Here is a 26,161-nt window from a genome sequence, read left to right as displayed (position 1 = left end):
ATGGATGCCATCGACCGCCGCTTGTTGGACGAATATCAGCACGATCTGCCGCTGTCCCCCGATCCGTTCCATGAGATCGGCGCCCATCTGGGCATTTCCGCCGACGAGGTGATCGCCCGGCTGCAACACCTGCGCCAGGGCGGCGCGGTCAGCCGGGTCGGCGCCGTGGTCAAGCCGGGCACCGCTGGGGCCTCGACCCTGGCGGCCATGGCGGTGCCGCCGGTATGGCTGGAGCGGGTGGCGGCGCTGGTCTCCGGCTATGCGGAGGTCAACCACAATTACCAGCGCGAGCACCGCCTGAACCTGTGGTTCGTGGTCGCCGCCGCCAATCGCGAGGCAGTGGCCACGGTGCTGGACGACATCTCGCGCCGCACCGGGCTCGAGGTTCTCGACCTGCCCATGCAGCAGGATTTTCACATCGATCTGGGGTTCGGATTGCAATGGACGTGACCGCGCGCGACCTGGATGTGCTGGCGGCCCTGGGCGATGGGCTGCCGCTGTGCCGTCATCCCTATGCAGCCTTGGGGGCGGGCATCGGCATGGATGAGGGTGAAATCATCGACCGCCTGACCCGTTTGCGCCAATCGGGGGTGATCCGCCGCTTCGGCATCATCGTCCGTCACCATGAATTGGGCTATCGCGCCAATGCCATGGTGGTGTGGGACGTCCCCGACGATCAGGTCGCCGAGATCGGCCAAAGGCTGGGCCGCTGCCCGGAAGTGACATTGTGCTATCGCCGTCCGCGCCGGTTGCCCGACTGGCCCTATAATCTGTTCACCATGATCCACGGCAAGGACAGGCCAGCGGTGGAAGCGGCCATCGTCTTGATGGCCGGGCGCGAAGGGGTGGGGCATCTGCCGCACCAGCCATTGTTTTCCCTGCGCCGCTTCAAGCAATGCGGCGCCCGCTATGGCCAGCCCAAGCAGGCGGCGGAATGATGGACGACACCGACCGCGCCATCATCAACGCCCTGCAAGGCGACTTTCCCATCAGTGAAACCCCGTTCGCCGAGGCGGGCAACGCCCTGGGCCTGAGCGAGGACGAGTTGATCGCCCGCATTGGCGCCTTGCGGCAATCAGGCGTGCTGTCGCGCTTCGGCCCGCTTTACAACGCCGACCGTTTCGGCGGCCATAATACCCTGGTGGCCATGGCGGTGCCGGAAGATCGGTTCGATCAGGTGGCGGCAGAGGTCAATGCCTTTCCTGAAGTGGCGCATAATTACCAGCGCGACCATCATTTCAACATGTGGTTCGTGATCGCCGCCGACAGCCGCGCGCGGGTGGAGCGGGTCTTGACCGAAGTCCAGGCCGTGACCGGCTTGCCGGTGCACGATATGCCCAAGCTCACCGAGTTCCATATCGGCCTGAAGTTCGAGGCATGACCCAGCAGCTGGATTCCATCGATCGCGCCATTATCGTCGCCACTCAGGACGGCCTGCCGCTGGTGGCCCGGCCCTATGACGCGGTGGGCGAGCTGGTGGGCATCACCGGGGCCGAGGTCAGGGCGCGCATGCAGTCGATGGTCGAGGCCGGCAGCATCCGCCGCATCGGCGTGGTGCCCAATCATTACGCCTTGGGGTATCGCTGGAACGGCATGAGCGTGTGGGACGTGGCCGATGACGACGTGGCGGCGGCGGGGGCGGCGATGACTGCCCTTGGCTTCGTCAGTCATTGCTATCAGCGCCCGCGCCTGTTGCCGCACTGGCCCTACAATCTGTTCGCCATGGTCCATGCCCGCGATGAAGGCGCGGCGCAGGTGCTGGTCGAGCGTATCGCCCTGGCCCTGGGCGACATGAACCGGGGCCACCGGGTTCTTTATTCCACCCGCATCCTGAAAAAGACCGGCCTGCGGCTGACCGGTTGAAGGGGGGATCATGTTCCGTCTGACCCAGTTCCTGCGCGAGATCGACACCCCTAGTCCGGTGGCGCCCCGGCGCAACCCGCCGGGACCGGTGGTGATCTGGAACCTGATCCGCCGCTGCAATCTGTTGTGCAAGCATTGCTATTCCACCTCAGCCGACAAGGATTTCGCCGGCGAGCTGGATTTCGCCGAAGTCTCGGCGGTGATGGACGATCTGCGCGCCTTCAAGGTGCCGGCCCTGATCCTGTCGGGCGGCGAGCCGCTGCTGCGCCCCGATATCTTCCGGATCGCCGCCCGGGCCAAGGAATTGCGCTTCCCCTCGGTGTCGCTGTCCAGCAACGGCACCCTGATCACCGAAGAACTGGCCGATCGCATCGCTGCCGCCGGCTTCGATTATGTCGGTGTTTCGCTCGACGGTATCGGCGGCGTCAACGATGCCTTCCGTGGCCGCGACGGCGCCTATGCCAGCGCCCTGCATGGGTTGCGTCTGTGCCGTGACCGTGGCGTCAAGGTCGGTTTACGCTTCACCATGACCGCCGAAAATGCCCACCATTTCGCTGACATCCTCAGGTTGACGGCGGATGAGGGGGTGGGGAAATTCTACTTCTCCCACCTCAATTACGCCGGGCGCGGCAATGTCAACCGGGCGGATGACGCTGCTTTCACCATGACGCGCAAGGCGATGGAATCATTGTTTGATTTCGCCCTTGTTAATCCATCGGTTGAATGTGTCACCGGCAACAACGATGCCGACGGCCCGTTCTTCCTGGCCTGGGCGCGGGCGCGCTGGCCGGAGCGGGCGGAGCATCTGGCGGCCAAGCTCAGGCAATGGGGCGGCAATGCCGCCGGTGTCAATGTCGCCAATATCGACAATCTGGGCTGGGTCCATCCCGACACCATGTGGTGGCATCACCGCCTGGGCAATGTGCGCAAGACCCCGTTCTCGACCCTGTGGGCGGCCAATGACAACCCGTTGTTGACGGGGTTGCGTCCTCATCCCCGCGCCGTCGGCGGGCGCTGTGGCCGCTGCCGTCATCTGTCCATCTGCAATGGCAACAGCCGTGTGCGCGCCGACCGCGCCGGCGGCGACGTCTGGGGCGAAGACCCTGGCTGCTATCTCACCGATGAGGAAATCGCATGATGAGAAGTTTCCCCATCCCGTCCGTCATTCCCGCGCCCCCCTCCGTCATTCCCGCGCCCCTCTCCGTCATTCCCGCGCAGGCGGGAATCCAGGAGTCGCGGAAAAGCCGGTGGTGCCCCTCCTGGATGCCCGCCTTCGCGGGCATGACGATGTTATTGGCCACCCCCGCCTTGGCTACCGACGTCAACCGGCTTTACACTGAAACCTGCGCCGCCTGCCATGGCGCCGACCGCCTGGGCGCCATCGGCCCGGCGTTGCTGCCGGAAAATCTGGGCCGGCTCAAGCAGGCCGAGGCGGAAAAGGTGGTGGCCGAGGGCCGCGACGCCACCCAGATGCCCGCCTTCAAGGATCAACTGAGCGCCGACCAGATCAAGGCGCTGGTCAAGCTGGTCTATTCCCCAGTGCCGGCGCTGCCGCTTTGGGGGGCAGAGGAAATCAAGGCCTCGCATCTGGAAGTGACCAAGGCCGCCGATTTGCCGGCCAAGCCGCCGTTCAAGGCCGATCCCTTGAACCTGTTCACCGTGGTCGAGGGCGGCGACCATCATGTCAGCATCGTTGACGGCGACCACATGAAGCCGCTGTACCGCTTTCAAAGCCGCTTCGCCCTGCATGGTGGGGCGAAGTATTCACCCGATGGCCGCTTCGTCTATTTCGCCTCGCGCGATGGCTGGATTTCCAAGGTCGACATGTGGACCGGCAAGCTGATGGCGGAAATCCGGGCCGGCATCAACACCCGCAATGTCGCCGTCTCCGACGACGGCCGTTTCCTCATGGTCGGCAATGTCCTGCCCCATACCCTGGTGGCGCTGGACGCAAGTGACCTGTCGCTGATGCAGGTGATCCCGGTGGAAGGCGACGGCAAGACCAGCCGGGTATCGGCGGTCTATACGGCACCGCCCCGGCACTCCTTCATCGTCGCCTTGCGCGACCTGGAAGAGATTTGGGAAATCCCCTATGCCGACGATGCTGCCCCGGTGATCAACGGTCTGGCCCATTCGCGCGAGAAGGGGCTGGAAGAGGGAATCGGTCCCCAGGGGCGCTTCGGCGCTTTGCGCATCCGCACCCCCGATTACCTGGACGATTTCTTCTTCGATCCCGGTTACGAGCGGGTGATGGGCGCCTCACGCGATGGCAAGAAGGGCATGGTGGTCGATCTCGACCTCAAGCGCAAAGTGGCCGACCTGGATCTGGGCGGCATGCCACATCTGGGCTCGGGCATCGTCTTCAAGCAGGGTGACCGGTACTTGATGGCGACGCCGCATCTGAAGGAAGCCATGGTCAGCATCATCGACATGACGACCTGGGAAACGGTCAAGCGCATCCCCACCTTGGGGCCGGGCTTCTTCATGCGTGGGCACGAGAACAGCCCCTATGCCTGGGTCGATGTCTCCATGGGCAAGGAGAAGGACGCCATGCAGATCATCGACACCCGTACCCTGGAAATCGTCAAGACCATCCGCCCGGCGCCGGGCAAGCTGACCCGCCACGTGGAGTTCAACCGCGATGGGTCGAAGCTGTTGCTGTCCTTGTCGGAAAAGGACGGCGCGGTGATGGTGCTGGATGCCAAGACCTTCGCCGAGGAAAAGCGCCTGCCCATGAGCGCACCCATCGGCAAATACAACGTCTGGAACAAGATCAACTATTCCAGCGGCACCAGTCACTGACGCGCTGTGTTGCGGCTGGAGCTGTCCGCCGCTTCGGCGTAACCGCAGACGGCATCATAAAAAAAGCCCCCGCCGAACCCGTCGGCGGGGGCTTAACTTTCACGCCATACCGATCAGGGCGCGGCCACGGCCACCGGCGGCAGGCCGGGGCGGTTGGCGGCGGCCTCGGTCAGGCTTTCGCCCAGGTACTGGTCGACCATCTCGGCCAGCGGGTCCAGGTGATTGCCGAAGAAGTGGTTGGCGCCTTCCACCGTGCGATAGCGGACACGGATATTCTTCTGGCTGCCCAGCTTGGTCGCCAGCTTGGCCACCGACGCTTCCGGCACCGCTTCGTCGGCGGTGCCGTGGACGATCAGGCCGGAAGACGGGCAGGGCGCCAGGAAGGTGAAGTCGTAGGCGTTGGCCGGCGGCGCCACCGAGACGAAGCCGTCGATTTCCGGCCGGCGCATCAGCAATTGCATGCCGATCCAGGCGCCGAAGGAAAAGCCGCCGACCCAGCAGGCGCTGGCATTGGCATTGTAGGTCTGCATCCAGTCCAGCGCCGAGGCGGCATCGGACAATTCGCCCTGGCCGGCATCGAACTTGCCCTGGCTGCGACCGACGCCGCGGAAATTGAAGCGCAACGTCGAGAAGCCGCGCTTCACGAAGGTGTTGTAGAGCGAATACACCACTTTATTGTTCATGGTGCCGCCATGCTGCGGGTGCGGATGCAGCAGCAAAGCGATCGGCGCGTTGGTCGTCTTGGAATGGTGATAGCGGCCTTCCAGGCGTCCATCGGGTCCGTTGAAAATAACCTCGGGCATCGTGTCCCCTACCTGTAATGGTTTATTGTCCAGACGCGAACGGGAATTCCCGAGTTCTAGCGTCGGGGAATGGGTGACGGTTTTTGGGCTGGTAGCCAGTCATACTTGACCGGCCTTGTCGGGCATCCTATATTCACCTTCAGCGAATGCGACCCACCCCAAGGCCCCCCTTGGTCCTTACGGTATGACTGGGTCGCGTCCTCTAGCGGGAAGATTAGCATATTGCCGGCCATGGTTTTCAAGTCTCTTCGCGAAGATATCGCATCGATTCGCAGCCGCGACCCGGCGGCGCATTCGTGGATCGAGGTGGTTTTGTGCTATCCGGGTCTGCACGCTTTGCTTATTTATCGCTTGGCGCATTGGTGCTGGGGTGTGGGTCTGAAGCTGCTGGGGCGGGTTCTTTCCCACGTCGGTAAGGTTTTTACCGGCATCGAAATCCATCCCGGCGCCACCATTGGCCGGCGGTTGTTCATCGACCACGGCACCGGGGTGGTGATCGGCGAAACCGCCATCATCGGCGATGACGTCACCCTTTATCACGGGGTCACCCTGGGGGGTACCTCGCTGCACAAGGGTAAACGCCATCCGACCTTGGAAGACGACGTCATCGTCGGTTCCGGCGCTCAGGTACTGGGGCCGATCACCGTGGGCAAGGGTGCGCGCATCGGCGCCAACGCCGTGGTGCTGACCGAGGTGCCGCCCGGCGTCACCATGGTCGGCATCCCCGCCCGCGCGGTCCTGCGCAAGCCGAAGGAGGGCGAGCCCACCTTCTGCGCCTATGGCCTGGATGACGAGAACCTGCCCGATCCGGTGGCCCGGGCCATCGACAACCTGCGCGCTCAGGTCAACACCCTGGTCGAGCGAGTGCAGGAACTGGAAGCGGAGCGCGCGGCGGAAAGCCACCCCCGTCACCCCCACAACGTGGTGGTGCTGGGCGAGGACGAGCGTAACCACGCGGCGTCTCAATAAACATAATGATTTCAACTTCGGACTGGGGTCCGAACGTTTGGGAGAGACAGCAGTGAAACTCAGCACCAAGGGTCGTTACGCCGTGATGGCGATGGTCGATCTGTCCAGTCATTCGCAGGGCAGCCCGGTGGCTTTGGCCGATATCGCCGAACGCCAGGAAATCTCGCTGTCCTATCTGGAACAATTGTTCGGCAAGCTCAGGAAAGGCGGGCTGGTCAAAAGCGTGCGCGGTCCCGGCGGCGGCTATCTGCTGTCGCGTCCGGCGGTGCAGATGCGCATTTCCGACATCATCCTGGCGGTGGACGAGCCGATCCAGACCACCCGCTGTTCGCCCGGCTCGCCCGCCGGCTGCCACCACAACAAGGGCCGCTGCCTGACCCACGATCTGTGGGAAGAGCTGGGCAACCAGATTTATCTGTATCTGTCGGCGGTGTCGCTGGCCGATGTGTGCGAACGGCGCATCCTGGGCAGCTCGGGCATGTTCCACGGCAATACCGGCACCGTTGCCGCCCAGTAACCAGTCCATGCAGGAGGCGTTTCTTCCGTGACCATGTCGGCCTACCTCGATCACAACGCCGGCGCACCGGCGCGACCCGAGGTCGTGGCGGCCATGGTGGAGGCGCTTTCGGCTGCCGGCAACCCGTCTTCGGTCCACGCGTTCGGCAGGCGCGCCCGCGCCTTGCTGGAACAGTCCCGCGCCGCCATCGCCGCCGCCATCCATGCCGATGGGGCGGAACTGGTGTTCACTTCCGGCGGGACCGAGGCCAATGCCCTGGTCTTGCGCGGCTGCGGGCGGGACAATCTCTTGGTGTCGGCCATCGAACATCCGTCGGTACGGGAAAACGCCGCCGCGCGGACCATTCCGGTGGGGGGCGACGGCATCGTCGATCTGGCCGCCCTGGATCGGTTGCTGGCCGAGGATGATCGCCCGGCCCTGGTGTCGGTGATGTTGGCCAACAACGAAACCGGCATCCTCCAACCGGTGGCCGAGGTGGCCCGCATCGCCCATGGCCGTAATGCCCTGGTCCATTGCGACGCGGCGCAAGGATTGGGCCGGTTGCCTGTTTTTTTGTCGGACCTCGGTGTCGACTTCCTGACATTGAGCGCACACAAAATGGGCGGGCCGGCGGGAATTGGTTGTTTAGTGTTGTCGAAACCCGACATTTCCTTGGCACCTATCTTGCTAGGAGGAGGCCAGGAGAAGCGTCGTCGGGCGGGAACCGAGAATTTGGCCGGCATCGCCGGTTTCGCCCAGGCGGCCCGCATGGCGGCGGCCGAGGTGGAAGCGGGGGAGGTTCCGGCCAGGATGGAAAGCTTGCGCGACCGGCTCGAGGCGGACATCGCCCAAAGGGTGCCGGAAGCGATGGTGGTGGGCAAGGATGTGCCCCGGTTGTGCAACACCTCGTGCCTGATCCTGCCCGGCGTCGCCGCTCAGCTTCAGGTGATGGCCTTGGATTTGGCCAAGGTGATGGTCAGCGCCGGGGCGGCTTGTTCATCGGGCAAGGTGGCGTCCAGCCCGGTGCTGGAGGCCATGGGCCTGGGGTCGGGTCTGGCCGATTGCGCCTTGCGCGTCAGCCTGGGACCGGACAGCCGGGCCGAAGAGATGCAAACCTTCCTGTCCGCCTGGTGCGATTTCGCCCGGCGGAAAGGAAAGACAGTCAAGGACGCGGCGTGATGCCGCCAGTTGGAAAGGACCTGAAGCGATGACCACTTCTGCCATCGGCCGGCGCCAAGGACAGCCGATCTATCTCGACTATCAGGCCACCACGCCGTGCGATCCGCGCGTGGTCGATAAGATGCTGCCCTATTTCACCGAGAAATTCGGCAATCCCCACTCGCGCAACCACGCCTATGGCTGGGAAGCGGAAGAGGCGGTGGAAGTGGCGCGCGAACAGATCGCCGCCATCATCGGTGCCGATGCCAAGGAAATCATCTTCACCTCGGGCGCCACCGAATCCAACAATCTGGCCATCAAGGGCGTGGCGCATTTCTACAAGGACAAGCGCGACCACATCGTCACCGTGGTCACCGAGCACAAATGCGTGCTCGACACCTGCCGCCACCTGGAACAGGAAGGCTTCAAGGTCACCTATCTGCCGGTTAAGGCCAACGGCCTGATCGACATGGCTGAGCTGGAAGCGGTGGTCACCGACAAGACCGCCATCGTTTCGGTGATGGGCGTCAACAACGAGATCGGCGTCATCCAGCCCCTGGCCGCGATCGGCGCCCTGTGCCGCAAGAAAGGCGCGTTCTTCCACACCGATTGCGCCCAGGCGGTGGGTAAGATCCCGCTGGACGTGAACGCCATGAACATCGACCTGATGAGCATTTCCGGCCACAAGATCTATGGCCCCAAGGGCGTCGGCGCCCTGTTCGTGCGTCGCCGTCCGCGCGTGCGCATCGTCCCCATGATCAATGGCGGCGGTCAGGAACGCGGCATGCGCTCGGGCACCTTGGCCACGCCCCTGTGCGTCGGCCTGGGCGAGGCCTGCGCCATCGCCAAGGCGGAAATGGCGGCCGAGACCGAGCGCCTGCATGGCCTGCGCGACCGTCTGCTGAACGGCCTGAAGGCGCGTCTGCCGGAAATCTACGTCAACGGCGACCTGGACAGCCGCGTTGCCGGCAACATCAACATCTCCTTCGCCTTCGTCGAGGGCGAGGGGCTGATGATGGGGGTCAAGGATCTGGCGGTGTCGTCGGGTTCGGCCTGCACCTCGGCCTCGCTGGAACCGTCCTATGTGCTGCGCGCCCTGGGCCTGGACGCCGAGATGGCCCATACCTCCCTGCGCTTCGGCCTGGGCCGTTTCACCACCGAAGCCGAGATCGATTACGCCATCGACCACACGGTCAAGGCGGTCGAGCATCTGCGGTCGCTGTCGCCGCTTTGGGACATGCACCTGGAAGGCGTCGATATCAAATCGATCCAGTGGGCTGAACACTGATCCGTCACCATATATGAAAGATACCGGGGGCCGGTATCGCCCGGCCCCAAGTTTGGAGGAACACATGGCTTACAGCGACAAGGTCGTCGACCACTACGAACACCCGCGCAATGTCGGCTCCATGGACAAGGATTCCACCGATGTCGGCACCGGCCTGGTGGGTGCGCCTGCCTGCGGCGATGTCATGAAGCTGCAGATCAAGGTCAGCCCCGAAGGCATCATCGAGGATGCCAAGTTCAAGACCTTCGGCTGCGGCTCGGCCATCGCCTCGTCGTCCCTGGTGACCGAATGGGTCAAGGGCAAGACTTTGGACGAAGCGGCGGCGATCAAGAACACCGATATCGCCAATGAACTGGCGTTGCCGCCGGTCAAGATCCATTGTTCGGTTCTGGCCGAGGATGCTATCAAGGCGGCCATCAAGGATTACAAGTCCAAGTCCGGCCAGACCGAAGACGAAAAGGCTGCCGGCTGAGGCCGGCACCGCTTGACGAAAGAGAGGGATTGGTCATGGAAATGAAAGCCCCCATCACCATCACCGAAAGCGCCGCCCAGCGGGTGCGGGCCATGCTGGACAAGCGCGGCAAGCCGTCGGCGGGTATCCGCATCGGCGTGCGCTCCAAGGGCTGCTCGGGCATGCAGTACACGCTGGAATACGCCGACGAGAAGTCGCCCTTCGATGAAGTGGTCGAACAAGGCGGCATCACCGTGCTGATCGACCCCAAGGCGGCCATGTTCATCTTCGGCACCGAGATGGACTGGGTGGAAGAAAAGATGCAATCGGGTTTCGTCTTCCGCAATCCCAACGAAAAAGGCCGCTGCGGCTGCGGCGAATCGTTCCATGTCTGAGGACTTGTCGTAACATGCCGGAAGGGGGAGCAATGACCGCCAGCGTTGCCAACGCCGCCGCTGCCGCCGTGGTGCCGTGCTGGTCCTGCAAGGGACCGGTGGCCACCCGCGCGTTGTTCTGTTCCGTCTGCGGGGCGGTGCAAGGGCCGGGGGCCATCGATCATTTTTCCCGCCTGGGCATGCAGCCCACCTTCGATATCGACCAGGATTTGCTGGAAAAGCAGTATTTCGGCTTTCAGCGCCGGCTGCATCCGGACCGCTTCGCCGCCAAGTCGCCGAAGGAGCGCGCCCTGTCGCAATCCCAGGCGACCAGTCTGAACGAAGCCTATGAAACCCTGAAAGAGCCGCTGAAGCGCGCCGCCTATCTGCTGGATTTGAAGGGCCGCAAGGTCGATCTGACCGCCTGCGGCACTATCAACGACCCCATGCTGCTGATGGAGCAGATGGAAAAGCGCGAGGCCATCGCCGATGCCGATTCGGTGGAGGTCATCACCAAGCTGTCGGCGGATGCCGATTCCGAGGTCATCGCCTGCCAATGCCATATCTCGGCGGCGTTCAACGCCGGCGATCTGGACGAAGCCGGTCATCTGACCATCCGCCTCAAATATCTGGCCAAGCTGGCTGAAGAGGCTCGCACCAAGAAGACCCGCATGACGCGGGCCCTGCGCTGACGAAAGGATTTTCCCATGATCGATGACGGTCTTGTCCTGCTGCAATTGCATGAGCCGGGGGAAACTCCGGTCCCCCATGAATCCGAAAGCGGGCTGGCCGTTGGCATTGATCTGGGCACCACCAATTCGGTGGTGGCCTTTTCCTTCGATTCCGAGGTCGAGGTGTTGCGCGGCGAAGACGGCAAGGCGCTGATCCCGTCGGTGGTCCATTACAAGGACGACGGTTCGGTCGAAGTGGGCGCGTTGGCCCGTCAGGCCATCCTGGAAAGCCCCGACCATGTGGTGTCGTCGATCAAGCGGCTGATGGGCCGTGGTCTGGAGGACGTCAAATCCCTGGCCGGCACCCTGCCTTACGAAGTGGTGGTCCCGCCCGAGGGCGGCATGGTCCGCCTGCGTGTGGCCGGGCGCACCCTGACGCCGGTGGCCATTTCCGCCCATATCCTGATGGCCATCAAGGAGCGGGCCGAACAGGCCATGCTGGGCAAAAGCGTCACCCGCGCCGTCATCACCGTGCCGGCCTATTTCGACGACGCGGCGCGCACCGCCACCAAGGATGCCGCCCGTCTGGCCGATATCGAGGTGCTGCGTCTGGTCAACGAACCGACCGCCGCCGCCTTGGCTTACGGTTTGGACAATTCGGTGGAAGGGCTGTACGCCGTCTACGATCTGGGCGGTGGCACCTTCGACATTTCCATCCTGAAGATGGAAAAGGGCGTGTTCCAGGTCAAGGCCACCGGCGGCGACGCCGTGTTGGGCGGCGACGACATCGACCATGCGGTGGCCGAACATTTCCTGTCCGAGCGCGCCGCCGGGGCCGCCATCACCGCCGGCGAGGTCAAGCAGGCGCTGATGACCGCCCGCGTCGCCAAGGAATGCCTGACCGGTCGGGCCGAGGGCGAATGGATGATCGAGCTGGACGGCATCGCCAGCCGCCACAAGCTGACCAAGGCCCAGTTGGAAAAGCTGGCCGAACCCTTCGTCGAGCGCACCATCGAGATTTGCCGGGGCGTGGTCGAAGACGCCGGCATCGAAGTGGGCGATATCCAGGGCGTGGTTTTGGTGGGCGGGTCCACCCGCATGCCCTTGGTGCGCCGGCGGGTGTCCGAGTTCTTCGGGCGGCAGCCGCTTTCCGACATCAACCCGGACGAGGTGGTGGCCGTTGGCGCGGCGTTGCAGGCCGAGGCGCTGACCCGTGGCTCCGACACCTTGCTGTTGGACGTGACGCCGCTGTCGCTCGGCATCGAGACCATGGGCGGCATCGTCGAGAAGGTCATTCCGCGCAATACCCCGATTCCGGTGGCCATGGCCCAGGAATTCACCACCTATCAGGACGGCCAGTCGGCCATGTCCATCCATGTGGTCCAAGGCGAGCGCGAGATGGTCGACCAATGCCGGTCGCTGGCCCGCTTCGTGCTGCGCGGCATTCCGCCCATGGCCGCCGGGGCGGCGCGCATCCGCGTCACCTTCCAGGTGGACGCCGACGGTCTGCTGACGGTGTCGGCGCAGGAAATGACCACCGGGGTGGAACAGCACGTGGCGGTCAAGCCGTCTTACGGCCTGTCCGACGATGAAATGGCCACCATGCTGCGCGATTCCCTGGTTCACGCCAAGGACGACATGGCGCAAAGGTTGCTGACCGAAGCGGTGGTCGAGGCCCGTCGTTCGGTGCTGGCGGTAAAATCCGCCCTCGGAGTCGATCACGACCTCTTGTCTGTTGACGAGCGACAGGCTATCGATGCTGCCGTCGAGGCTGTCGAACAGGCATGCGCGGGTATCGACCGCGATGCCGTCACCGTCGCCGTCGAGCATCTGGAGGAAGCCACCAAGTCCTTCGCTGAAAAGCGCATGGACCGCGGCATCCGTCAGGCGCTGGCCGGCGTGTCGGTGGAACGCCTCGATGACGCCCTGGGGGGCGCCGAATAATCACCGAACGTTCCGCCACGGCAGGGACCAAAAGAGAGTAGGAAGGCAGGACAGATGCCCAAGATGACGTTCATCACCGCCGACGGCAGCCGCAACGAGGTCGAGGCCCCCGAAGGCTTGTCGGTTCTGGAAATCGCCCATCGCAACAAGATCGACCTGGAAGGCGCCTGCGAAGGTTCGCTGGCCTGTTCCACCTGTCACATCGTCGTCGATCCCGACTGGTACGAGCGCTTGGCCGCCGCCGAGGAAGACGAGGAAGACATGCTGGATCTGGCTTTCGGCCTGACCTCGACCTCGCGTCTGGGCTGCCAGATCATCATGAAGCAGGAACTGGACGGCCTGGTGGTCACCGTGCCCGCCGCCACTCGCAACATGAGCGTGGACAAGAAGTAATGAAGTGGACCGATATCCTCGATATCGCCATCGCGCTGGAAGAAACGCATCCTGACGCCGACAACGTCAATTTGCGCTATACCGACCTGCATGCCTGGGTCTGCGCCTTGGCCGATTTCGACGACGATCCGCAGAAATCCAACGAGAAGATCCTGGAGGCCATTCAGATGGCCTGGATCGACGAGCGGGATTGAAGTTGCAAGGGGCCGTAAGGCCCCTTCGGCTTTCGAGGCAGCCATGATAACCACCAGCATTCAGGGTATTCCGGTCATCGATATCGCCGCCTTCGCCGTCTTCGTGGCGTTGTGGGTGGGCTATACGCTGTTGGCCGAACACCGCAAATTGCGCGAACGCACGCTGTCGGCGGTGATGGCGGCGCACCGCGAAAGCTGGATGCGCTCCATGTGCGACCGCGACAACCGTATTTCCGACACCTCGCTGATGGGCAACCTGATGCGGGCGGTATCGTTCTTCGCCTCGGCTTCCATCCTGATCCTGGGCGGTCTGGTGGCGCTGATGGGGGCGGGTGAGCACGGCTATCAGGTCTATCGCGACATGCCCTTCGCCCCGCAGGCGACGCTGGAATCCTTTGAGATGAAGGTTCTGCTGCTGGCCGGGGTATTCGTCTACACCTTCTTCCAGTTCACCTGGGCGCTTCGCCAGTTCAATTACTGCTGCATCCTGATGGGCGCCGCTCCCGAGGCGACGGCCGAGGCCGGCATCAAGGACCGTTTCGCTGGGCATGCGGCGCGCTTGCAGGATCTGGCCGCCAACACCTTCAACCGCGGCTTGCGCGCCTATTACTTCGCTTTGGCCATGATGATGTGGTTCGTCAACGCCTGGGTGTTCCTGGCCGCCGCCGCCCTGGTCGTCGCCATCCTCTATCGGCGCGAGTTCAAGTCGAAAAGCCTGCAAACCCTGAAAGGGGCCTTGGATGACCGCTAAGGGCCGCATCGTCGTCGCCATGTCGGGGGGCGTCGATTCCTCCGCCACCGCCGCTTTGTTGAAAGAACAGGGCTGGGACGTGGTCGGCGTGACGCTACAGCTTTACGATCACGGCCAAGCGGTGTGTCGGCCCAACACCTGCTGTGCCGGCAAGGATATCCACGACGCCCGCACCGTCGCCGACGTGCTGGGCATCCCCCATTACGTCATGGACATGGAAAGCACCTTCCATGCCGACGTGGTCGATAAGTTCGCCGAATCCTATATTCGCGGCGAAACCCCGATCCCGTGCGTGTTGTGCAATCAGACCGTCAAGTTCCGCGATCTGTTTTCCATCGCCCGCGATCTCGGCGCCGATGCCCTGGCCACCGGCCATTACGTCCAGCGCCAGGACGGCGCCAACGGTGCCATCATGCTGAAAGGCGCCGATCCGGGCCGCGACCAAAGCTATTTCCTGTTCAGCACCACGCGCGAGCAATTGGAGTTCCTGCGCTTCCCCCTGGGGGGTTTTCTGTCCAAGGACGAGACCCGCGCCATCGCCGCCCGTTACAACCTGCCGGTGGCGGCCAAGCGCGACAGCCAGGACATCTGCTTTGTCCCCGATGGCGATTATGCCGGTCTGGTGCAACGCCTCAAGCCCGGTGCTATCCGCCCCGGCGCCATCGTCCATGTGGAGGATGGGCGCGAACTGGGCCGCCATCAGGGCATCATCCATTACACCATCGGTCAGCGCAAAGGCCTGGGCCTGGGCGGCGGCGATCCGCTTTACGTCATCCGCCTGGAGGCGGAAAAGGCCCAGGTGGTGGTCGGTCCGCGTGAGGCTTTGGGCCGGTCCCGCATCACCGTGCGCGGGGTCAACTGGCTGGGCGATGGCGACGGCGCCGATTTCGTCTGTCAGGTGCGGGTGCGCTCGACCCGCCCGCCCATGCCGGCACGGGTGCGTCTGGATGGCCAGGGCGGCGGTTTGGTCATGCTGGACATGCCGGAACAGGGGGTTGCCCCCGGTCAGGCCTGTGTATTTTATGACGGCGACCGGGTCTTGGGCGGCGGCTGGATCGTCGGGGCGGATTAATTCGTTCATTGGAATTGTTTGAGCCAAAGCCCTATACTCCGTGTGCATTTGCCGTCACGCCAAAGGAGCAGCCGTCATGAAGTCGGTCGAGGAATTCCTGGTCTACGCCGCCCGCCTGGAACAAGAGGCGGCGTTGCGTTTCGACGAATTGGCCGATGCTGCCGGCAGCTTTGAAAACACCGAGGTGGCCGATTTCTTCCGCCAGATGGCCGATTATTCGCGCATGCATCTGGAAGAGGCGCGCAAGCGCGGTGGTTTCCATGATCTGCCGGAGATTCCTCCGGGCGAATATGCCTGGCCGCGCTTGGAAAGCCCCGAGGCGGCGGCCATCTGGGCGGCCGATCCGCAGATGGATGTATCCATGGCCCTGAGCGTGGCATTGGATGCCGAAACCAACGGACTGGCCTTCTATCAAGGTGTGCTCGATGGCACAGACGATCCCGAGATCAAGGCCATGGCCGCCGAGTTCGTCGAGGAAGAGGCCGAGCACGTGGCGGCGATCAAACGCTGGATTTCCCGCGCTGCCGCTTGATTTTCCGCCTCCATGTCTATTGACAACCACCGGGAGTTTGTCGTCCATTCCTAACCCAAAGTAATAATGCGAATGGGGTTGGGTATGCGGGTCAACGAACCGATCACCGGTCGTGAAATCGAGATGGCCGATGGCGATGTCCTGGTATCGAAGACCGATACCGGCGGACGCATCACCTTCGTCAATCAGGCCTTCATCGCCATCAGCGGCTTTGCCGAGGATGAGTTGATTGGTGCCCCGCATAATCTGGTTCGCCATCCCCATATGCCGCCCGAGGCTTTCGCCGATCTGTGGAAGACGGTCAAGGCCGGCTTGCCCTGGGAAGGGTTGGTCAAGAACCGCTGCAAAAGCGGCGATCATTATTGGGTCCGCGCCAACGTCACGCCCGAGATGGAAGACGGTCGAGCGGTCGGCTACATTTCCATCCGCAGCAAGCCCGCTCGTCAGGATATTCAGGCGGCGGAGCAGCTTTATGCCGCCATGCGCGAAGGCCGCCTGGGTGGCCGGCAACTGCATGAAGGCCGTCTGGTCGATAGCGGTCTGGCCGCCCGGCTGGGCGCTTTCGCCCGCTCGCTGATCGGGCGGGTCGCGGCAATCGTCTTTGCGCTGACCCTCACCGCCTTGATTGCCGCTTTGGTCGGTCTGGTGGGGATGGAGCACTCAAACCAAGCCGTCCGTACCGTTTACGAAGACCGGGTGGTGCCGGCGGCGCAATTGGGGGAAATACAGGATCGGCTGCGTGACAGCACCCTGGTGGCCGGACGCTTCGACAAGACGGTCGACGGTGGTACCCGCATCAAGGCCAATATGGATCGGGCCGAGGCGCTGTGGCAGGCCTATCTGGCCACCTATCTGACACCGGAAGAAAAGGCCATGGCCGAGCGCTATGGCCAGATGCGGCAAAGCCTGCGGACGCAGGCCTTCGTCCCGCTGGTGGAAAACCGCGTCACCGATTTCGAGGACCATTTCCGCAAGGTGGTGGAGCCGGGGTTCAACGCCTCCCACGACCAATTGCGCCAATTGATCCAGTTGCAGGAGCAGGTGGCCAAGCAGGTCCACCAAGAGGCCGATGCCGATTTTGACGAACAGGCCGCCATTGGCGTGGCGATCATGATCGTCGGCCTGATTTTGGCCATTGCCCTGGCCCGTCACCTGCTGCGCGGTACCACGGCGCCCTTGGCGCGGATGGAAGCCAGCTTTTCCGCCATTTCTCGCGGCGAACTGGCCTCGACCATTCCGGCCGAGCCCATCCCCGACTTCCAGCGTCCCAACGCCATGCTGCGGGCCATGCGGGCCAAACTGGCCTATAGCGAGTTGGAAAACCGCGAAATCGCCCGTCGCGGTGAAGAGCATTTGAAGTCGGAAATGCTGCACCTGACCGAAACCCTGGAAGGCGAAGTGCAGGAAACCGTCGGCGATATTTCCATTCAGGCCCGCCGCCTGTCGGAAGGGGCGGTGGAATTGTCCACCGTGGCGGGCCAGTTGCGGCAGATGGCCGGGCACGTCACCGAGGCGGTGCAGACCACCAGCGGCAACGTGCAGACGGTGGCCGGCGCCACCGAGGAATTGGAAGCGTCAAGCCGCGAGATCAGCTCGCAGGTGGTCAGCTCGTCGCAATTGGCCGAAAGCGCCCGCGTCAACGTGGATGAAGCCAGCCGCCGCGTCGCCGGTCTGTCGGAGGCTACCGCCCGCATCGGCGACGTGGTCACCATGATCCAGAATATCGCCGGCCAGACCCGCATGTTGGCCCTGAATGCCACCATCGAGGCGGCAAGGGCGGGCGAAGCCGGGAAAGGCTTCGCCGTGGTGGCGGAAGAGGTGAAAAGCCTGGCCAATCAGACCGAGCAGGGCATCGCCACCGTCAACACCCAGGCCGAGGAAATCGGTCGCACCACGCGTGAGGCGGTGGAAACGGTGGAGCAGGTGGCTCAGGTCATCCGCCAGATCGACGCCATCGCCAGCGAGGTGGCGCGTGCCGCCGACGAACAGCGTTCAGCCACCGCCGAGATCATGGGCAGTGCCGCCCAGGCCGCCGACCATACCCGCTCGGTGGCGGAAAACGTGTCGCTGATGATGGATGGGGTGGAAGCCACCGGCAATACCGCCACCCGCGTCAACGAATTGTCGGCCATGGTCAGCCGCGACATTGCCGCGCTGCAACGCCGCCTGTATGTGATCATGCGCACCTCCTATGGCGGTGATCGCCGAGGCCTGCAGCGCATCACCGCCGCCTTGCCGTTCAGCTTTGAATACGGCTCGACCAAGGTGTCGGGCTATACCGGCGACATTGATCTGAAGGGCGCCTTCCTGGTCATTGTCGGTGCCGCCAGCCGCCCGCCGGTGGGCACCCAGGGCGTATTGCGTATCGAAGGCGTCGGTGCCATCGAGGCGCGCATCGTCAACGACAACGGCGTCGGCCTCAACGCTCAGTTCCCCGCCGCCGACCGTGAGGCCAAGAACGCCTTGGCGGTACGGCTGGAACAGACCGAAGCCTTGGATCGTCCCTATCTGGAGATGGCCGCCCAGGTTGCCGCCGCCGCCGCCGGCAAGCTGGAACAGGCGTTGGCCGCAGGTAACATCGACATCACCGATCTATTCGATACGGATTACGCCCCGATCATCGGTACCGAGCCGATCCAGGTCATGGCCAAGCATACGCAATTGGTGGAAGGGCTGTTCCCCGATCTGATCGAGCCGCCGCTGTCGCGCGATCCTTCGGTGGTGTTCTGCTGCATCACCGACCGCAACGGCTATATCGCCGCGCATAACCGCAAATATTCGCAGCCGCAGCGTCCTGGCGACGTATTGTGGAATACCGCCAACAGCCGCAACCGTCGGATCTTCGACGACCGTACCGGCATTCTGGCGGCGCGCACCAACAAACCCCTGGCCCACACCTATGCCCGCGACATGGGCGGCGGCACCTTCGTCGTGCTCAAGGAGATGGATATGCCCATCACCGTCCAGGGCCGCCACTGGGGGGCTGTGCGCATGGCCCTGAAGCTGGGATAGAAAGGCGGAGGGGGCCTCAGGTGGCGGCCAGGGCCTCTTCCACCGCGAGGACGGCGAAATTGTGAGACGTGCCGGCGAAATGCAGGATGCGACCGACCGGATCATTGGCCGGATCGGCGATCATCTGATGGGCGTCGGCATGACTGAGGCCGCAGCGCACCAGAACCCGCACATAAATTTCATGGACGTCCAGGTGTTTCCCGGCATTGGTGGCACTGTGGCGGGCGCCATCGATCAAGGCATGGATACGTTCGGCAGCGGAAAGGGACATGATCTGGCAAAACCTCCTACGTCCGGCGCATGGGCCGGGATAAGCAAGCGGAGGTTTCCTCGGTCCTGACGTTGCAGGAAGACATCGTTTAGCGACGTCATGTAATTATAGCGCCAAGGCGTTAATAATTCCTTTGAAGTTCTATGCCCGACCGCCAGGGAAAGTCAAGGACCCCTTAGCTTTGTCGGGATCGGTTTTCGTGAATATAATTTTTCAGCCTGTTTACCGGGTATTCAATCACGCCCCAAACCCCTGACACAGTCCATGGGTATAAATGGTCCAATGACCAATTGGACCTGGGCCATGCTGTTCGCCTTGATCGACCGATTTCTTGAACCGTTTTCACCGGTGCTGATGCGTCCCATCGGCGAGACCGGCGGTTGTGACATGCCGATCCAGCCGACCACGGATCTGTTGGTCCGTAATTATTATCGAAATGCTTTGCCGAGCGGCGCCAGGTCACGCGTCGAGGAGGAAGAATGTTCATGAAACGCCATATCTTCGCCGCGCGAGAGAACGTTCAGATCGGTGACTTTGACCGTCGCCGGCACTCCCGTCACGACGGCGCTGGTCTGGTGGTGGAGCTCGAGGGGCAAAGCCTGCCGGTGATCGATGTTTCCACCGGGGGTATCAGCCTGCGCGATCTTGACCGCAAGATTGGTGATCGCTTCCGTCTGGTGCTTACCCGCTCGGGCGGTCTGGCCGGTATTGCGACCGAATGTGAGGTGGTGGGCAAGGAAGGTCGTCTGGTTCGGCTGACTTTCACGCGTCCGACCTTGCCGCTGTTGCGGTTGGTGGTCGCCCATGTCAGCACCCTGACCGGGGTGCCGCCGCATCTGCTGAAGTTCGAGTAAGGCGAAAGTCTCGACCGGGACTGTGAAAAAAGCCGCCGATCTGGCGGCTTTTTTCTTGGCTGAAAAGCATTAGGCCGTCCTTTTCAGGACGGCCTAAGCTTTGAATTTGGTAGCGGGAGAGGGACTTGAACCCCCGACCCCAGGATTATGATTCCCGTGCTCTAACCAGCTGAGCTACCCCGCCTCGCCGTGCGAGAGGCCGTTCGTATAAAGGCTCTCTCTTATCCTGTCAAGCGCCCTTCGTCACATTTTTGCGCAGTGTCGATTTGCCGTCTGTGCGCAGGCAAGCTATGGTTGACTTGGGGTGATCGAAGGCGCGGAACGGGACGACCGAAGATGGGGGCAGGCGCGACGCCGGCAAGTGTATATGAGCAGGCCTTTCACCATTGCCGCGACGGCTTGGTGTTGGTTGATCGGGCAGGCATCGTCGGGGCCGCCAACAAGGCCATGGCGCATATGGTGCCCGGCTGGCCGTTTGATGCGGTCGGGCTCAGCTACTTTTCCTTGACCGGACGGTTCCAGACCGAAGGGGAGTGGCGGCTTGATCTGGCCGATGGTCGCGTGGTCGAGATTCGTGCCGATGATGGCGGTGACGGGCTGGTGTTGCTGATCCACCGCGACCTGACCGCCCAATGTCGCGCCCTGGATCGGCTGAACCAACTGGAATCCGAACTCGAGCAATCCTTGGGCTTGGCCAGCATGGGCAGTTGGCGGCTCGACCACCACGGCATGATGCTGCACTTGTCGCGGGAACATGGCGCCATGCTGCTGGGGCACCCCGAAGCCATGAGCCTGCCCATGTCGGAATTCATTGAGCGTTATGTTCATGCCGATGATTGGCCGGTGCTGTCGGCTCATATCGCCCATGTGGAAGAACTGGGCTGGCCCGAGGGTTTCACCGAGCATTTCGAGTATCGGGCCCTGCGCCCCGATGGGCGGGTCTTGCACATGGCGGTCACGTCGGCCATCCGATCGGGTCAAGTGGTGGGCGTGACCCAGAACATCACCGAACGCAAGCGCATGGTCGAGGCGGTCGAGGCCAATGAACGCCGTCTGCGCACCATCATCGAAACCACGCCCTTGCCCTTGGTCATCACTCGGGCCAAGGAAGCCAAGGTATTATACGCCAACTCGTCGTTTCGGGCGCTGTTCGACATTCCCGACGATTATGACGGGGTCATTTCGTCCGGCACCTTCTATCAGCATCCCGAGGACCGCGAACGGCTGATCGAGACCTTGGGCCGCGACGGCGTGGTGCGCAATTTCGAGGCCCTGGGCCGGACCTGGTCGGGGCGTAATTTCTGGGCCAGCGTCACCGCCGCCGTGCTGGAACTGGATGGCGAGCCGTCGCTGTTCGTCGCCGTCAACGACATCACCGCCGTCAAAAAGCACGAGGCCGAGCTTTATGCCGCCAAGGACGCGGCGGAAGCGGCGGCGCGCACCAAATCGGAATTCCTGGCGATGATGAGCCACGAAATCCGCACCCCCATGAACGGCATCATCGTCATGGCGCGGCTGCTGCTGGATACCGATCTGACCGCCGAGCAGCGCGACTGGCTGGAGATCGTCACCAGTTCCGGCGACACGCTGATGACGGTGCTGAACGACATCCTGGATTTCTCCAAGCTGGAATCGGGCAAGCTGGATATCGAGGAACTGCCCTTCGACCTGCCGGCCCTGATCGGCGGCGTGGTCGAACTGATGCGGGCCAGGGCCGAGGAAAAGGGTCTGAGCATTTCCGTGCATTACGGCGCCGGGGTGCCCGGTGTCATCCGTGCCGATCCCACCCGCCTGCGTCAGGTTCTGCTTAATCTGGTCGGTAACGCCATCAAGTTCACCGAAATGGGCGGCGTCCATCTGGAACTGAGGGTGGAGCGGCGCGACGGCGACGATCTGATCTTGCGCTTTGCCGTGCGCGACACCGGTATCGGCATTCCGGCCGAGGCGTTGACCCGGCTGTTCGCCGCTTTTTCCCAGGTGGATTCCAGCATCAATCGTCGCTTCGGCGGCACCGGCCTGGGGCTGGTGATCTGCCAGCGGCTGGTCAATCTGATGGGGGGTTCCATCGAGGTGGACAGCGTCGAGGGCTATGGCACCACCTTCACCTTCACCCTGCCGGTCAGCGCCGCGCCGTCCTTGGCGGTGGCCATGGACACGTCGCTGCCGCGTCTGCCGCCGCTGCGTATTTTGTTGGCCGAGGACAATGCGGTGAACCAGAAGGTGGCCCGCGCCGTGCTGGAGCGTCATGGCCACCGGGTCGAGGTGGCCGAAGACGGCGAACAGGCGGTGATGATGGTCGCCGATGCCATGGCCGGGGCTTGGGACGTGGTGCTGATGGACATGCAGATGCCCGGCATGGACGGCTTGCAGGCGACCAGCCGCATTCGTGGTCTGGGCGATGGTCGCGGTCGCGTGCCCATCGTCGCCATGACCGCCAACGCCATGAAGGAGGACCGCAACCGCTGCCTGGCCGCCGGCATGGACGGCTATGTGGCCAAGCCCATCGACACCTTGCCTTTGTTCGTTGAACTGGCCCGCGTGCTGGGGGTGGAGCATGGCGCCACCGGGGTGGCGGTTCGTCGTCAGGCCGACCAGATTTTGGATCGGCATTCCCTTGATATCCTGGCCTCGGCGGTCGGCCGCGAGGCGCTGGGCGAGGTTCTCGACAGTGGTCTGGCTCATTTCGATCAGGTGCGTGGCACTTGGGCGGCGGCCTTCGGCCAGGGCGATTGCGATGCCATGGCCTATGTCGCTCACGACATCAAAAGCATTGCCGCCAGTCTGGGCTTGCAGCGTCTGGCCGCCCAGGCCAAGGCGGTGGAAAGCATGGCCCGGGCCGGCGATCGCGATCAGGCCATGGCCGCAGGGGCCGGCATGGACGAGCGCATCAACGAAGGCGTGGCCCAATTGCTTTTGTTCCGCACTGACTTGTCATGAGCCGGGGCGCGGCCCATTTGTGACCTATCGCCCCCGGATCAGAGCCATCCATGTTCGCCAGCGCCAAAACCATTATGCCCGACCCAAGCCAAGCCCTGCCTGGGCGTGACCGGGTGATGCCGGTGCCCGACCGTCATCTGGTCCTGGGCCGGCCCTTGCTGCCGCCTTTCCCCGCTTCCTGCCAAAGCATGCTGGTGGGCATGGGGTGCTTTTGGGGGGCGGAACGGCGCCTGTGGTCCTTGCCCGGCGTGTGGGTGACGGCGGTGGGCTATGCCGGCGGTTTCACCCCCAACCCCACCTATGAAGAAGTGTGCAGCGGCAGGACCGGGCATAACGAGGTGGTGCAGGTGGTCTTCGACCCGGTAGAACTGCCCTTGGCCGCGTTGCTACGGGTGTTCTGGGAAAGCCATGACCCCACCCAGGGCATGCGCCAAGGCAACGATGTCGGCACTCAGTACCGGTCCGGCCTTTATGTGACCAATGCCGAGATGCGCCAGACCGCCCTGGACAGCCGTCAGGCCTATGGGGAAAAGCTGGCCGCCGCCGGCTTGGGCGCCATCACCACCGAAATCATCGATGCCCCGGCGTTTTACTACGCCGAGGCCTATCACCAGCAATATCTGGCCCGCAATCCCAACGGTTATTGCGGTCTGGCCGGGACCGGCATTTCCTGCGGCTGATCGGCCAGTTCCCGAAGCGCCTTCAGCGAGGCCCGCGTCAATTCACCCAGGGCCTCGATCTCGGCGCCGGAAACGGTTTCCGCCGGGCGGGGGTCGCGCATGAAGCTGTGCGCCGCCAGCGACAGGGCCCGGCAACCGACGCTGGACGCCGCGCCCTTCATCCGATGTGCTAGGTCAAGAAAAGCGGCGCCATCGCCATGTTGCCAGGCATTGAGCATTTCCGCCATGACCGGGGGCAGGTTGTCATGGGCTTGGGCCATCAGGGTGGCGAATACGCCGTCGCCGACCCACTGCCGCATTTCCGTCAGATAGGCGCGATCAAGGATGTCATCGCCCATGGCCGTACTCTCTTAATGGTAATGGGGGCACGTTAAGCCTTTTGCCGGCCTGTGCGCAAGTCTCATCCTTGACCGCCGTCAAAGGGCAGACGATGGCGGCATGTTAGGGTCCGCGCATGAACGAAACCACCCCCGATCCCTCTTCCGGTACCGCCGATGGCGGTGGCTGGGGGGCGTTGTCCGACCTGCCCGGCAATCCCATCATGTGGGTGCTGATCATCAGTGAATTGCTGGTGTTCGGCGCCTTTTTCGTCGCCTTCGGCATCGCCCGGGTGCTGGACGTGGAAACCTTCCGTGCCGGTCAGGCCATGCTGGATGTCCGCATGGGCGGCCTTAACACCTTGGTGTTGGTGACCAGTGGTTGGCTGGCGGCCAAGGCGGTGCAGCGTCAGAGCGCCGGCGCCGGCTTTGCCGCCCGTTCCTATCTGGCCGGGGCCGGGGCCCTGGGGCTGGTCTTTCTGCTCATCAAGGGGGTGGAATATGCCGCCAAGGCGGCGCAGGGCATCGACATCGAAACCAATACCTTCTTCACCCTGTTCTATCTGATGACCGGCTTTCATGCCATGCACGTCATCATGGGGGTGATCGTGCTGGCCATCGTCGGCTGGAAGAATTCTTCCGACAATCTGGAAACCGGGGCCGCCTTTTGGCACATGGTCGACCTGATCTGGCTGATCCTGTTTCCCATCGTCTATCTGCTGCGGTGAGCGTGATGAAAGCCGAAGAAAGCCAAAGCCAATGGAGCCGGCGTCTGGCCCTGACCTGGGCGGTACTGGTGGGGCTGACCCTGGTGTCGCTGGTGGCGGTGCTGGGTTTCGGCCACAGCGAGGCCGGACTGGTGGCGGTGGCGGTGGCGTTGACCGCCTCTTTCCTCAAGGCTCGCATGGTGCTGGACCACTTTCTTGACCTGCGCCGCGCCGGCTCGGGCTGGCGCGGCTTCTTCAATGGCGCCTTGCTGTTGATCCTGTTGATTTTGTTCGCGACCTATCTGGCGGCCGATTATTAACAATTAAACTACAATTTGCGCTCTCAGGTTGCGTTTTGTGCGCATGCTCTCTACACTCCCCAAGCTTGACCCTTAAGGGGTGTGCTATTGGGGAGTTGCGAGTCATGAAACGAGCAATCTGCCTTGCCGGCGGCGGGCCCGCCGTGGGATTGAGCCTGGGGACGCTCAAACGCCTGCATGAGGAAGAGGACATTCGTTTCGACGTCTGGTCACTGGCCTGTATCGGCGCCTGGCTGGGGATCGTCTGGAACCAGGCCGAGCCGGGACATGAGGCCGAGACGTCGGAAGCCTTTTTCCGCCAGATTTTCCGCCCCGACGATGTCTATGACCGTTTTCCCATTGCCGCCGCCTTCGCCCCCGATTATCAGGCCAGCGCCACCAACATGGTGGAGTTCATCCTGGATCCGGCCAGCTACCGCAATCTGGTGGTGCCGGCGGCGATCCAGGAAGCGTGGATGGACATCCTGCGTTTTGCCGGCGATCCCAGCCAATGGACCCAGGCCAATTTCAACAGCCTGCTTCTCAATCAGGTTCTGGCGGTCAACCCGCTCTCCCGCTTCGTCACCAGTCTGATGTACAAAAGCAAGACCCGTGGGCTGTCGCGCATCTATTACCCCGACAGCGCCTTCTTGCAGCAGATCGACTTCTCACGTCTGTCCGAGCCGGGGCGTCCGGTGCTGTACCACAACGCCTACAACCTGACCGATGACCGGTTGGAGCTGTTCAGCAACAAGGACGGCAAGTATCAGCATATCTCGGCCCAGACACTGTGCGCCTGCTCGGCCCTGCCGTACATCGAGGAACCGGTGATCATGGACGGCAAGACCTATTGCGAGGGGGCCACCGTCGACACCGTCAATTTCGAGGATCTGATGCGCAATCATCCCGATCTGGACGAGGTCTGGGTCAGCCGTATCCTCGACATCAAGCAGGTGCGCAAGCCGGAAAACCTGTACGACGCCCTCAACAATCTGGTCATGCTGTTCGCCGCCACCACCAGCGAGGACGACGTCAAGCTGTTCAAGCACCATGTGGCCAAGGACTATCCCGATCTGCGGGTGATCGAGATACCGGTGGAATTCAACATCACCTACGACTGGAGCCATTCCAACCTCGACCATTCCATGGACGAAGGCTATGACGCCGCCGCCCAGGTGTTGGCCGCCTATCGTCAGGGGCGCCAACTGACGCCAGCCGAATCCCATGCGGTTTCGGTGCTGCCGATGCGCCCGCGTCGGGCCAAGACGGCTGCCGGCAAGACTTGAACAGGGCGGTTGCCGCTAAGAAAATGGATCAGGGCAG

At 63.2% G+C, this 26,161-nt stretch carries 30 protein-coding genes and 1 tRNA gene; 27 read left to right on the top strand and 4 right to left on the bottom strand.

What is annotated here, in order from left to right; translation table 11 throughout:
- The 6 genes from MGMSRV2_RS21400 (at position 1) to MGMSRV2_RS06855 (ending at position 4,665) form a co-directional block, all read left to right on the top strand.
- Positions 1-450 carry an AsnC family transcriptional regulator gene (locus MGMSRV2_RS21400; RefSeq protein ID WP_024079637.1) on the top strand — a complete coding sequence of 150 codons (450 nt, stop codon included), beginning with the start codon at positions 1-3 and terminating at the stop codon, positions 448-450.
- A complete protein-coding gene (gene ahbB / locus MGMSRV2_RS21395; RefSeq protein WP_024079636.1) occupies positions 441-938 on the top strand; it encodes a siroheme decarboxylase subunit beta in 498 nt (165 codons plus the stop codon). Before MGMSRV2_RS21400 ends, ahbB (MGMSRV2_RS21395) begins: the two co-directional genes overlap by 10 nt.
- Complete coding sequence (locus MGMSRV2_RS06870) at positions 935-1,381, top strand: Lrp/AsnC family transcriptional regulator (protein ID WP_024079635.1); 447 nt, start codon at positions 935-937, stop codon at positions 1,379-1,381. The genes ahbB (MGMSRV2_RS21395) and MGMSRV2_RS06870 overlap by 4 nt, the downstream gene beginning before the upstream one ends.
- Complete coding sequence (gene ahbB / locus MGMSRV2_RS06865) at positions 1,378-1,863, top strand: siroheme decarboxylase subunit beta (protein WP_024079634.1); 486 nt, start codon at positions 1,378-1,380, stop codon at positions 1,861-1,863. Before MGMSRV2_RS06870 ends, ahbB (MGMSRV2_RS06865) begins: the two co-directional genes overlap by 4 nt.
- 10 nt (positions 1,864-1,873) lie before the next feature.
- Positions 1,874-3,001, top strand: a complete 1,128-nt coding sequence (gene nirJ / locus MGMSRV2_RS06860; RefSeq protein ID WP_024079633.1) for a heme d1 biosynthesis radical SAM protein NirJ — start codon at positions 1,874-1,876, stop codon at positions 2,999-3,001.
- A gap of 143 nt (positions 3,002-3,144) precedes the next feature.
- Positions 3,145-4,665, top strand: a complete 1,521-nt coding sequence (locus tag MGMSRV2_RS06855; protein WP_242410723.1) for a nitrite reductase — start codon at positions 3,145-3,147, stop codon at positions 4,663-4,665.
- 113 nt (positions 4,666-4,778) lie between these two features.
- Here MGMSRV2_RS06855 and MGMSRV2_RS06850 read toward each other — a convergent pair whose 3' ends face one another.
- Complete coding sequence (locus MGMSRV2_RS06850) at positions 4,779-5,468, bottom strand: alpha/beta hydrolase (protein WP_024079631.1); 690 nt, start codon at positions 5,466-5,468, stop codon at positions 4,779-4,781.
- A gap of 231 nt (positions 5,469-5,699) precedes the next feature.
- Between MGMSRV2_RS06850 and cysE the strand changes: the two genes are divergently transcribed.
- The 14 genes from cysE to MGMSRV2_RS06780 all read left to right on the top strand — a co-directional run bounded on the left by cysE (position 5,700) and on the right by MGMSRV2_RS06780 (position 18,773).
- Positions 5,700-6,437: a serine O-acetyltransferase gene (gene cysE / locus MGMSRV2_RS06845; RefSeq protein ID WP_024079630.1), complete on the top strand. Its 738-nt coding sequence runs from the start codon at positions 5,700-5,702 to the stop codon at positions 6,435-6,437.
- A gap of 52 nt (positions 6,438-6,489) precedes the next feature.
- The gene (locus MGMSRV2_RS06840; protein ID WP_024079629.1) at positions 6,490-6,954 is read left to right on the top strand and encodes an Rrf2 family transcriptional regulator; all 465 of its coding nucleotides are present in this window, start codon (positions 6,490-6,492) and stop codon (positions 6,952-6,954) included.
- A 33-nt stretch (positions 6,955-6,987) separates the two neighbouring features.
- Positions 6,988-8,112: an aminotransferase class V-fold PLP-dependent enzyme gene (locus MGMSRV2_RS06835; protein ID WP_041633501.1), complete on the top strand. Its 1,125-nt coding sequence runs from the start codon at positions 6,988-6,990 to the stop codon at positions 8,110-8,112.
- Positions 8,113-8,140: 28 nt separating this feature from the next.
- Entirely contained in the window at positions 8,141-9,379 is a 1,239-nt protein-coding gene (locus MGMSRV2_RS06830; RefSeq protein WP_024079627.1) for an IscS subfamily cysteine desulfurase, read from the top strand.
- A 64-nt stretch (positions 9,380-9,443) separates the two neighbouring features.
- Positions 9,444-9,851, top strand: coding sequence for a Fe-S cluster assembly scaffold IscU (gene iscU / locus MGMSRV2_RS06825; protein ID WP_024079626.1), 408 nt, complete (start codon positions 9,444-9,446; stop codon positions 9,849-9,851).
- Positions 9,852-9,886: 35 nt separating this feature from the next.
- Positions 9,887-10,225 (top strand): HesB/IscA family protein, encoded by a 339-nt coding sequence (locus MGMSRV2_RS06820; RefSeq protein ID WP_024079625.1) that lies wholly within the window; start codon positions 9,887-9,889, stop codon positions 10,223-10,225.
- Positions 10,226-10,257: 32 nt separating this feature from the next.
- Positions 10,258-10,896 carry a Fe-S protein assembly co-chaperone HscB gene (gene hscB / locus MGMSRV2_RS06815; protein WP_024079624.1) on the top strand — a complete coding sequence of 213 codons (639 nt, stop codon included), beginning with the start codon at positions 10,258-10,260 and terminating at the stop codon, positions 10,894-10,896.
- A 15-nt stretch (positions 10,897-10,911) separates the two neighbouring features.
- A complete protein-coding gene (hscA, locus tag MGMSRV2_RS06810; protein ID WP_024079623.1) occupies positions 10,912-12,819 on the top strand; it encodes a Fe-S protein assembly chaperone HscA in 1,908 nt (635 codons plus the stop codon).
- A gap of 54 nt (positions 12,820-12,873) precedes the next feature.
- A complete protein-coding gene (locus tag MGMSRV2_RS06805; protein ID WP_024079622.1) occupies positions 12,874-13,212 on the top strand; it encodes a ferredoxin family 2Fe-2S iron-sulfur cluster binding protein in 339 nt (112 codons plus the stop codon).
- Positions 13,212-13,406 carry a Fe-S cluster assembly protein IscX gene (gene iscX / locus MGMSRV2_RS06800; RefSeq protein WP_024079621.1) on the top strand — a complete coding sequence of 65 codons (195 nt, stop codon included), beginning with the start codon at positions 13,212-13,214 and terminating at the stop codon, positions 13,404-13,406. The genes MGMSRV2_RS06805 and iscX overlap by 1 nt, the downstream gene beginning before the upstream one ends.
- A 43-nt stretch (positions 13,407-13,449) precedes the next feature.
- Complete coding sequence (locus MGMSRV2_RS06795) at positions 13,450-14,157, top strand: DUF599 domain-containing protein (RefSeq protein WP_024079620.1); 708 nt, start codon at positions 13,450-13,452, stop codon at positions 14,155-14,157.
- Positions 14,147-15,229 carry a tRNA 2-thiouridine(34) synthase MnmA gene (gene mnmA / locus MGMSRV2_RS06790; RefSeq protein WP_024079619.1) on the top strand — a complete coding sequence of 361 codons (1,083 nt, stop codon included), beginning with the start codon at positions 14,147-14,149 and terminating at the stop codon, positions 15,227-15,229. The genes MGMSRV2_RS06795 and mnmA overlap by 11 nt, the downstream gene beginning before the upstream one ends.
- A 76-nt stretch (positions 15,230-15,305) precedes the next feature.
- Entirely contained in the window at positions 15,306-15,761 is a 456-nt protein-coding gene (locus MGMSRV2_RS06785) for a ferritin-like domain-containing protein (RefSeq protein ID WP_024079618.1), read from the top strand.
- A gap of 84 nt (positions 15,762-15,845) precedes the next feature.
- Positions 15,846-18,773, top strand: coding sequence for a methyl-accepting chemotaxis protein (locus tag MGMSRV2_RS06780; RefSeq protein WP_041633500.1), 2,928 nt, complete (start codon positions 15,846-15,848; stop codon positions 18,771-18,773).
- 16 nt (positions 18,774-18,789) lie between these two features.
- On the opposite strand, the gene MGMSRV2_RS06775 is transcribed toward MGMSRV2_RS06780, so the two are convergent.
- Positions 18,790-19,044, bottom strand: a complete 255-nt coding sequence (locus MGMSRV2_RS06775) for a hypothetical protein (protein WP_024079616.1) — start codon at positions 19,042-19,044, stop codon at positions 18,790-18,792.
- Positions 19,045-19,347: 303 nt separating this feature from the next.
- Between MGMSRV2_RS06775 and MGMSRV2_RS06770 the strand changes: the two genes are divergently transcribed.
- Positions 19,348-19,533, top strand: coding sequence for a hypothetical protein (locus tag MGMSRV2_RS06770; RefSeq protein ID WP_024079615.1), 186 nt, complete (start codon positions 19,348-19,350; stop codon positions 19,531-19,533).
- Positions 19,530-19,898 carry a PilZ domain-containing protein gene (locus MGMSRV2_RS06765; RefSeq protein ID WP_158497741.1) on the top strand — a complete coding sequence of 123 codons (369 nt, stop codon included), beginning with the start codon at positions 19,530-19,532 and terminating at the stop codon, positions 19,896-19,898. Before MGMSRV2_RS06770 ends, MGMSRV2_RS06765 begins: the two co-directional genes overlap by 4 nt.
- A gap of 107 nt (positions 19,899-20,005) precedes the next feature.
- Here the strand turns inward: MGMSRV2_RS06765 and MGMSRV2_RS06760 are convergent.
- Positions 20,006-20,082 (bottom strand) — tRNA-Met (locus MGMSRV2_RS06760).
- Between the two features lie 152 nt (positions 20,083-20,234).
- Here MGMSRV2_RS06760 and MGMSRV2_RS06755 point away from each other — a divergent pair.
- Both MGMSRV2_RS06755 and msrA read left to right on the top strand, forming a co-directional pair.
- Positions 20,235-22,835 carry an ATP-binding protein gene (locus MGMSRV2_RS06755; RefSeq protein ID WP_024079613.1) on the top strand — a complete coding sequence of 867 codons (2,601 nt, stop codon included), beginning with the start codon at positions 20,235-20,237 and terminating at the stop codon, positions 22,833-22,835.
- Positions 22,836-22,885: 50 nt separating this feature from the next.
- Complete coding sequence (msrA, locus tag MGMSRV2_RS06750; protein ID WP_024079612.1) at positions 22,886-23,515, top strand: peptide-methionine (S)-S-oxide reductase MsrA; 630 nt, start codon at positions 22,886-22,888, stop codon at positions 23,513-23,515.
- On the opposite strand, the gene MGMSRV2_RS06745 is transcribed toward msrA, so the two are convergent.
- A complete protein-coding gene (locus MGMSRV2_RS06745) occupies positions 23,476-23,853 on the bottom strand; it encodes an Hpt domain-containing protein (RefSeq protein ID WP_024079611.1) in 378 nt (125 codons plus the stop codon). The two genes, msrA and MGMSRV2_RS06745, sit on opposite strands and share 40 nt — an antisense overlap.
- A 116-nt stretch (positions 23,854-23,969) precedes the next feature.
- Between MGMSRV2_RS06745 and MGMSRV2_RS06740 the strand changes: the two genes are divergently transcribed.
- The 3 genes from MGMSRV2_RS06740 (at position 23,970) to MGMSRV2_RS06730 (ending at position 26,124) form a co-directional block, all read left to right on the top strand.
- Entirely contained in the window at positions 23,970-24,560 is a 591-nt protein-coding gene (locus MGMSRV2_RS06740; protein ID WP_024079610.1) for a cytochrome c oxidase subunit 3 family protein, read from the top strand.
- A gap of 5 nt (positions 24,561-24,565) precedes the next feature.
- Complete coding sequence (locus MGMSRV2_RS06735) at positions 24,566-24,859, top strand: cytochrome C oxidase subunit IV family protein (protein ID WP_024079609.1); 294 nt, start codon at positions 24,566-24,568, stop codon at positions 24,857-24,859.
- Positions 24,860-24,963: 104 nt separating this feature from the next.
- Entirely contained in the window at positions 24,964-26,124 is a 1,161-nt protein-coding gene (locus MGMSRV2_RS06730) for a patatin-like phospholipase family protein (protein ID WP_024079608.1), read from the top strand.
- Positions 26,125-26,161: the final 37 nt, after the last annotated feature.

This window comes from Magnetospirillum gryphiswaldense MSR-1 v2 (genome assembly GCF_000513295.1).
Lineage (GTDB): Bacteria > Pseudomonadota > Alphaproteobacteria > Rhodospirillales > Magnetospirillaceae > Magnetospirillum > Magnetospirillum gryphiswaldense.
Note: the sequence above shows the minus strand (reverse complement) of the source record. Positions and strands in the feature narration are given on the sequence as shown.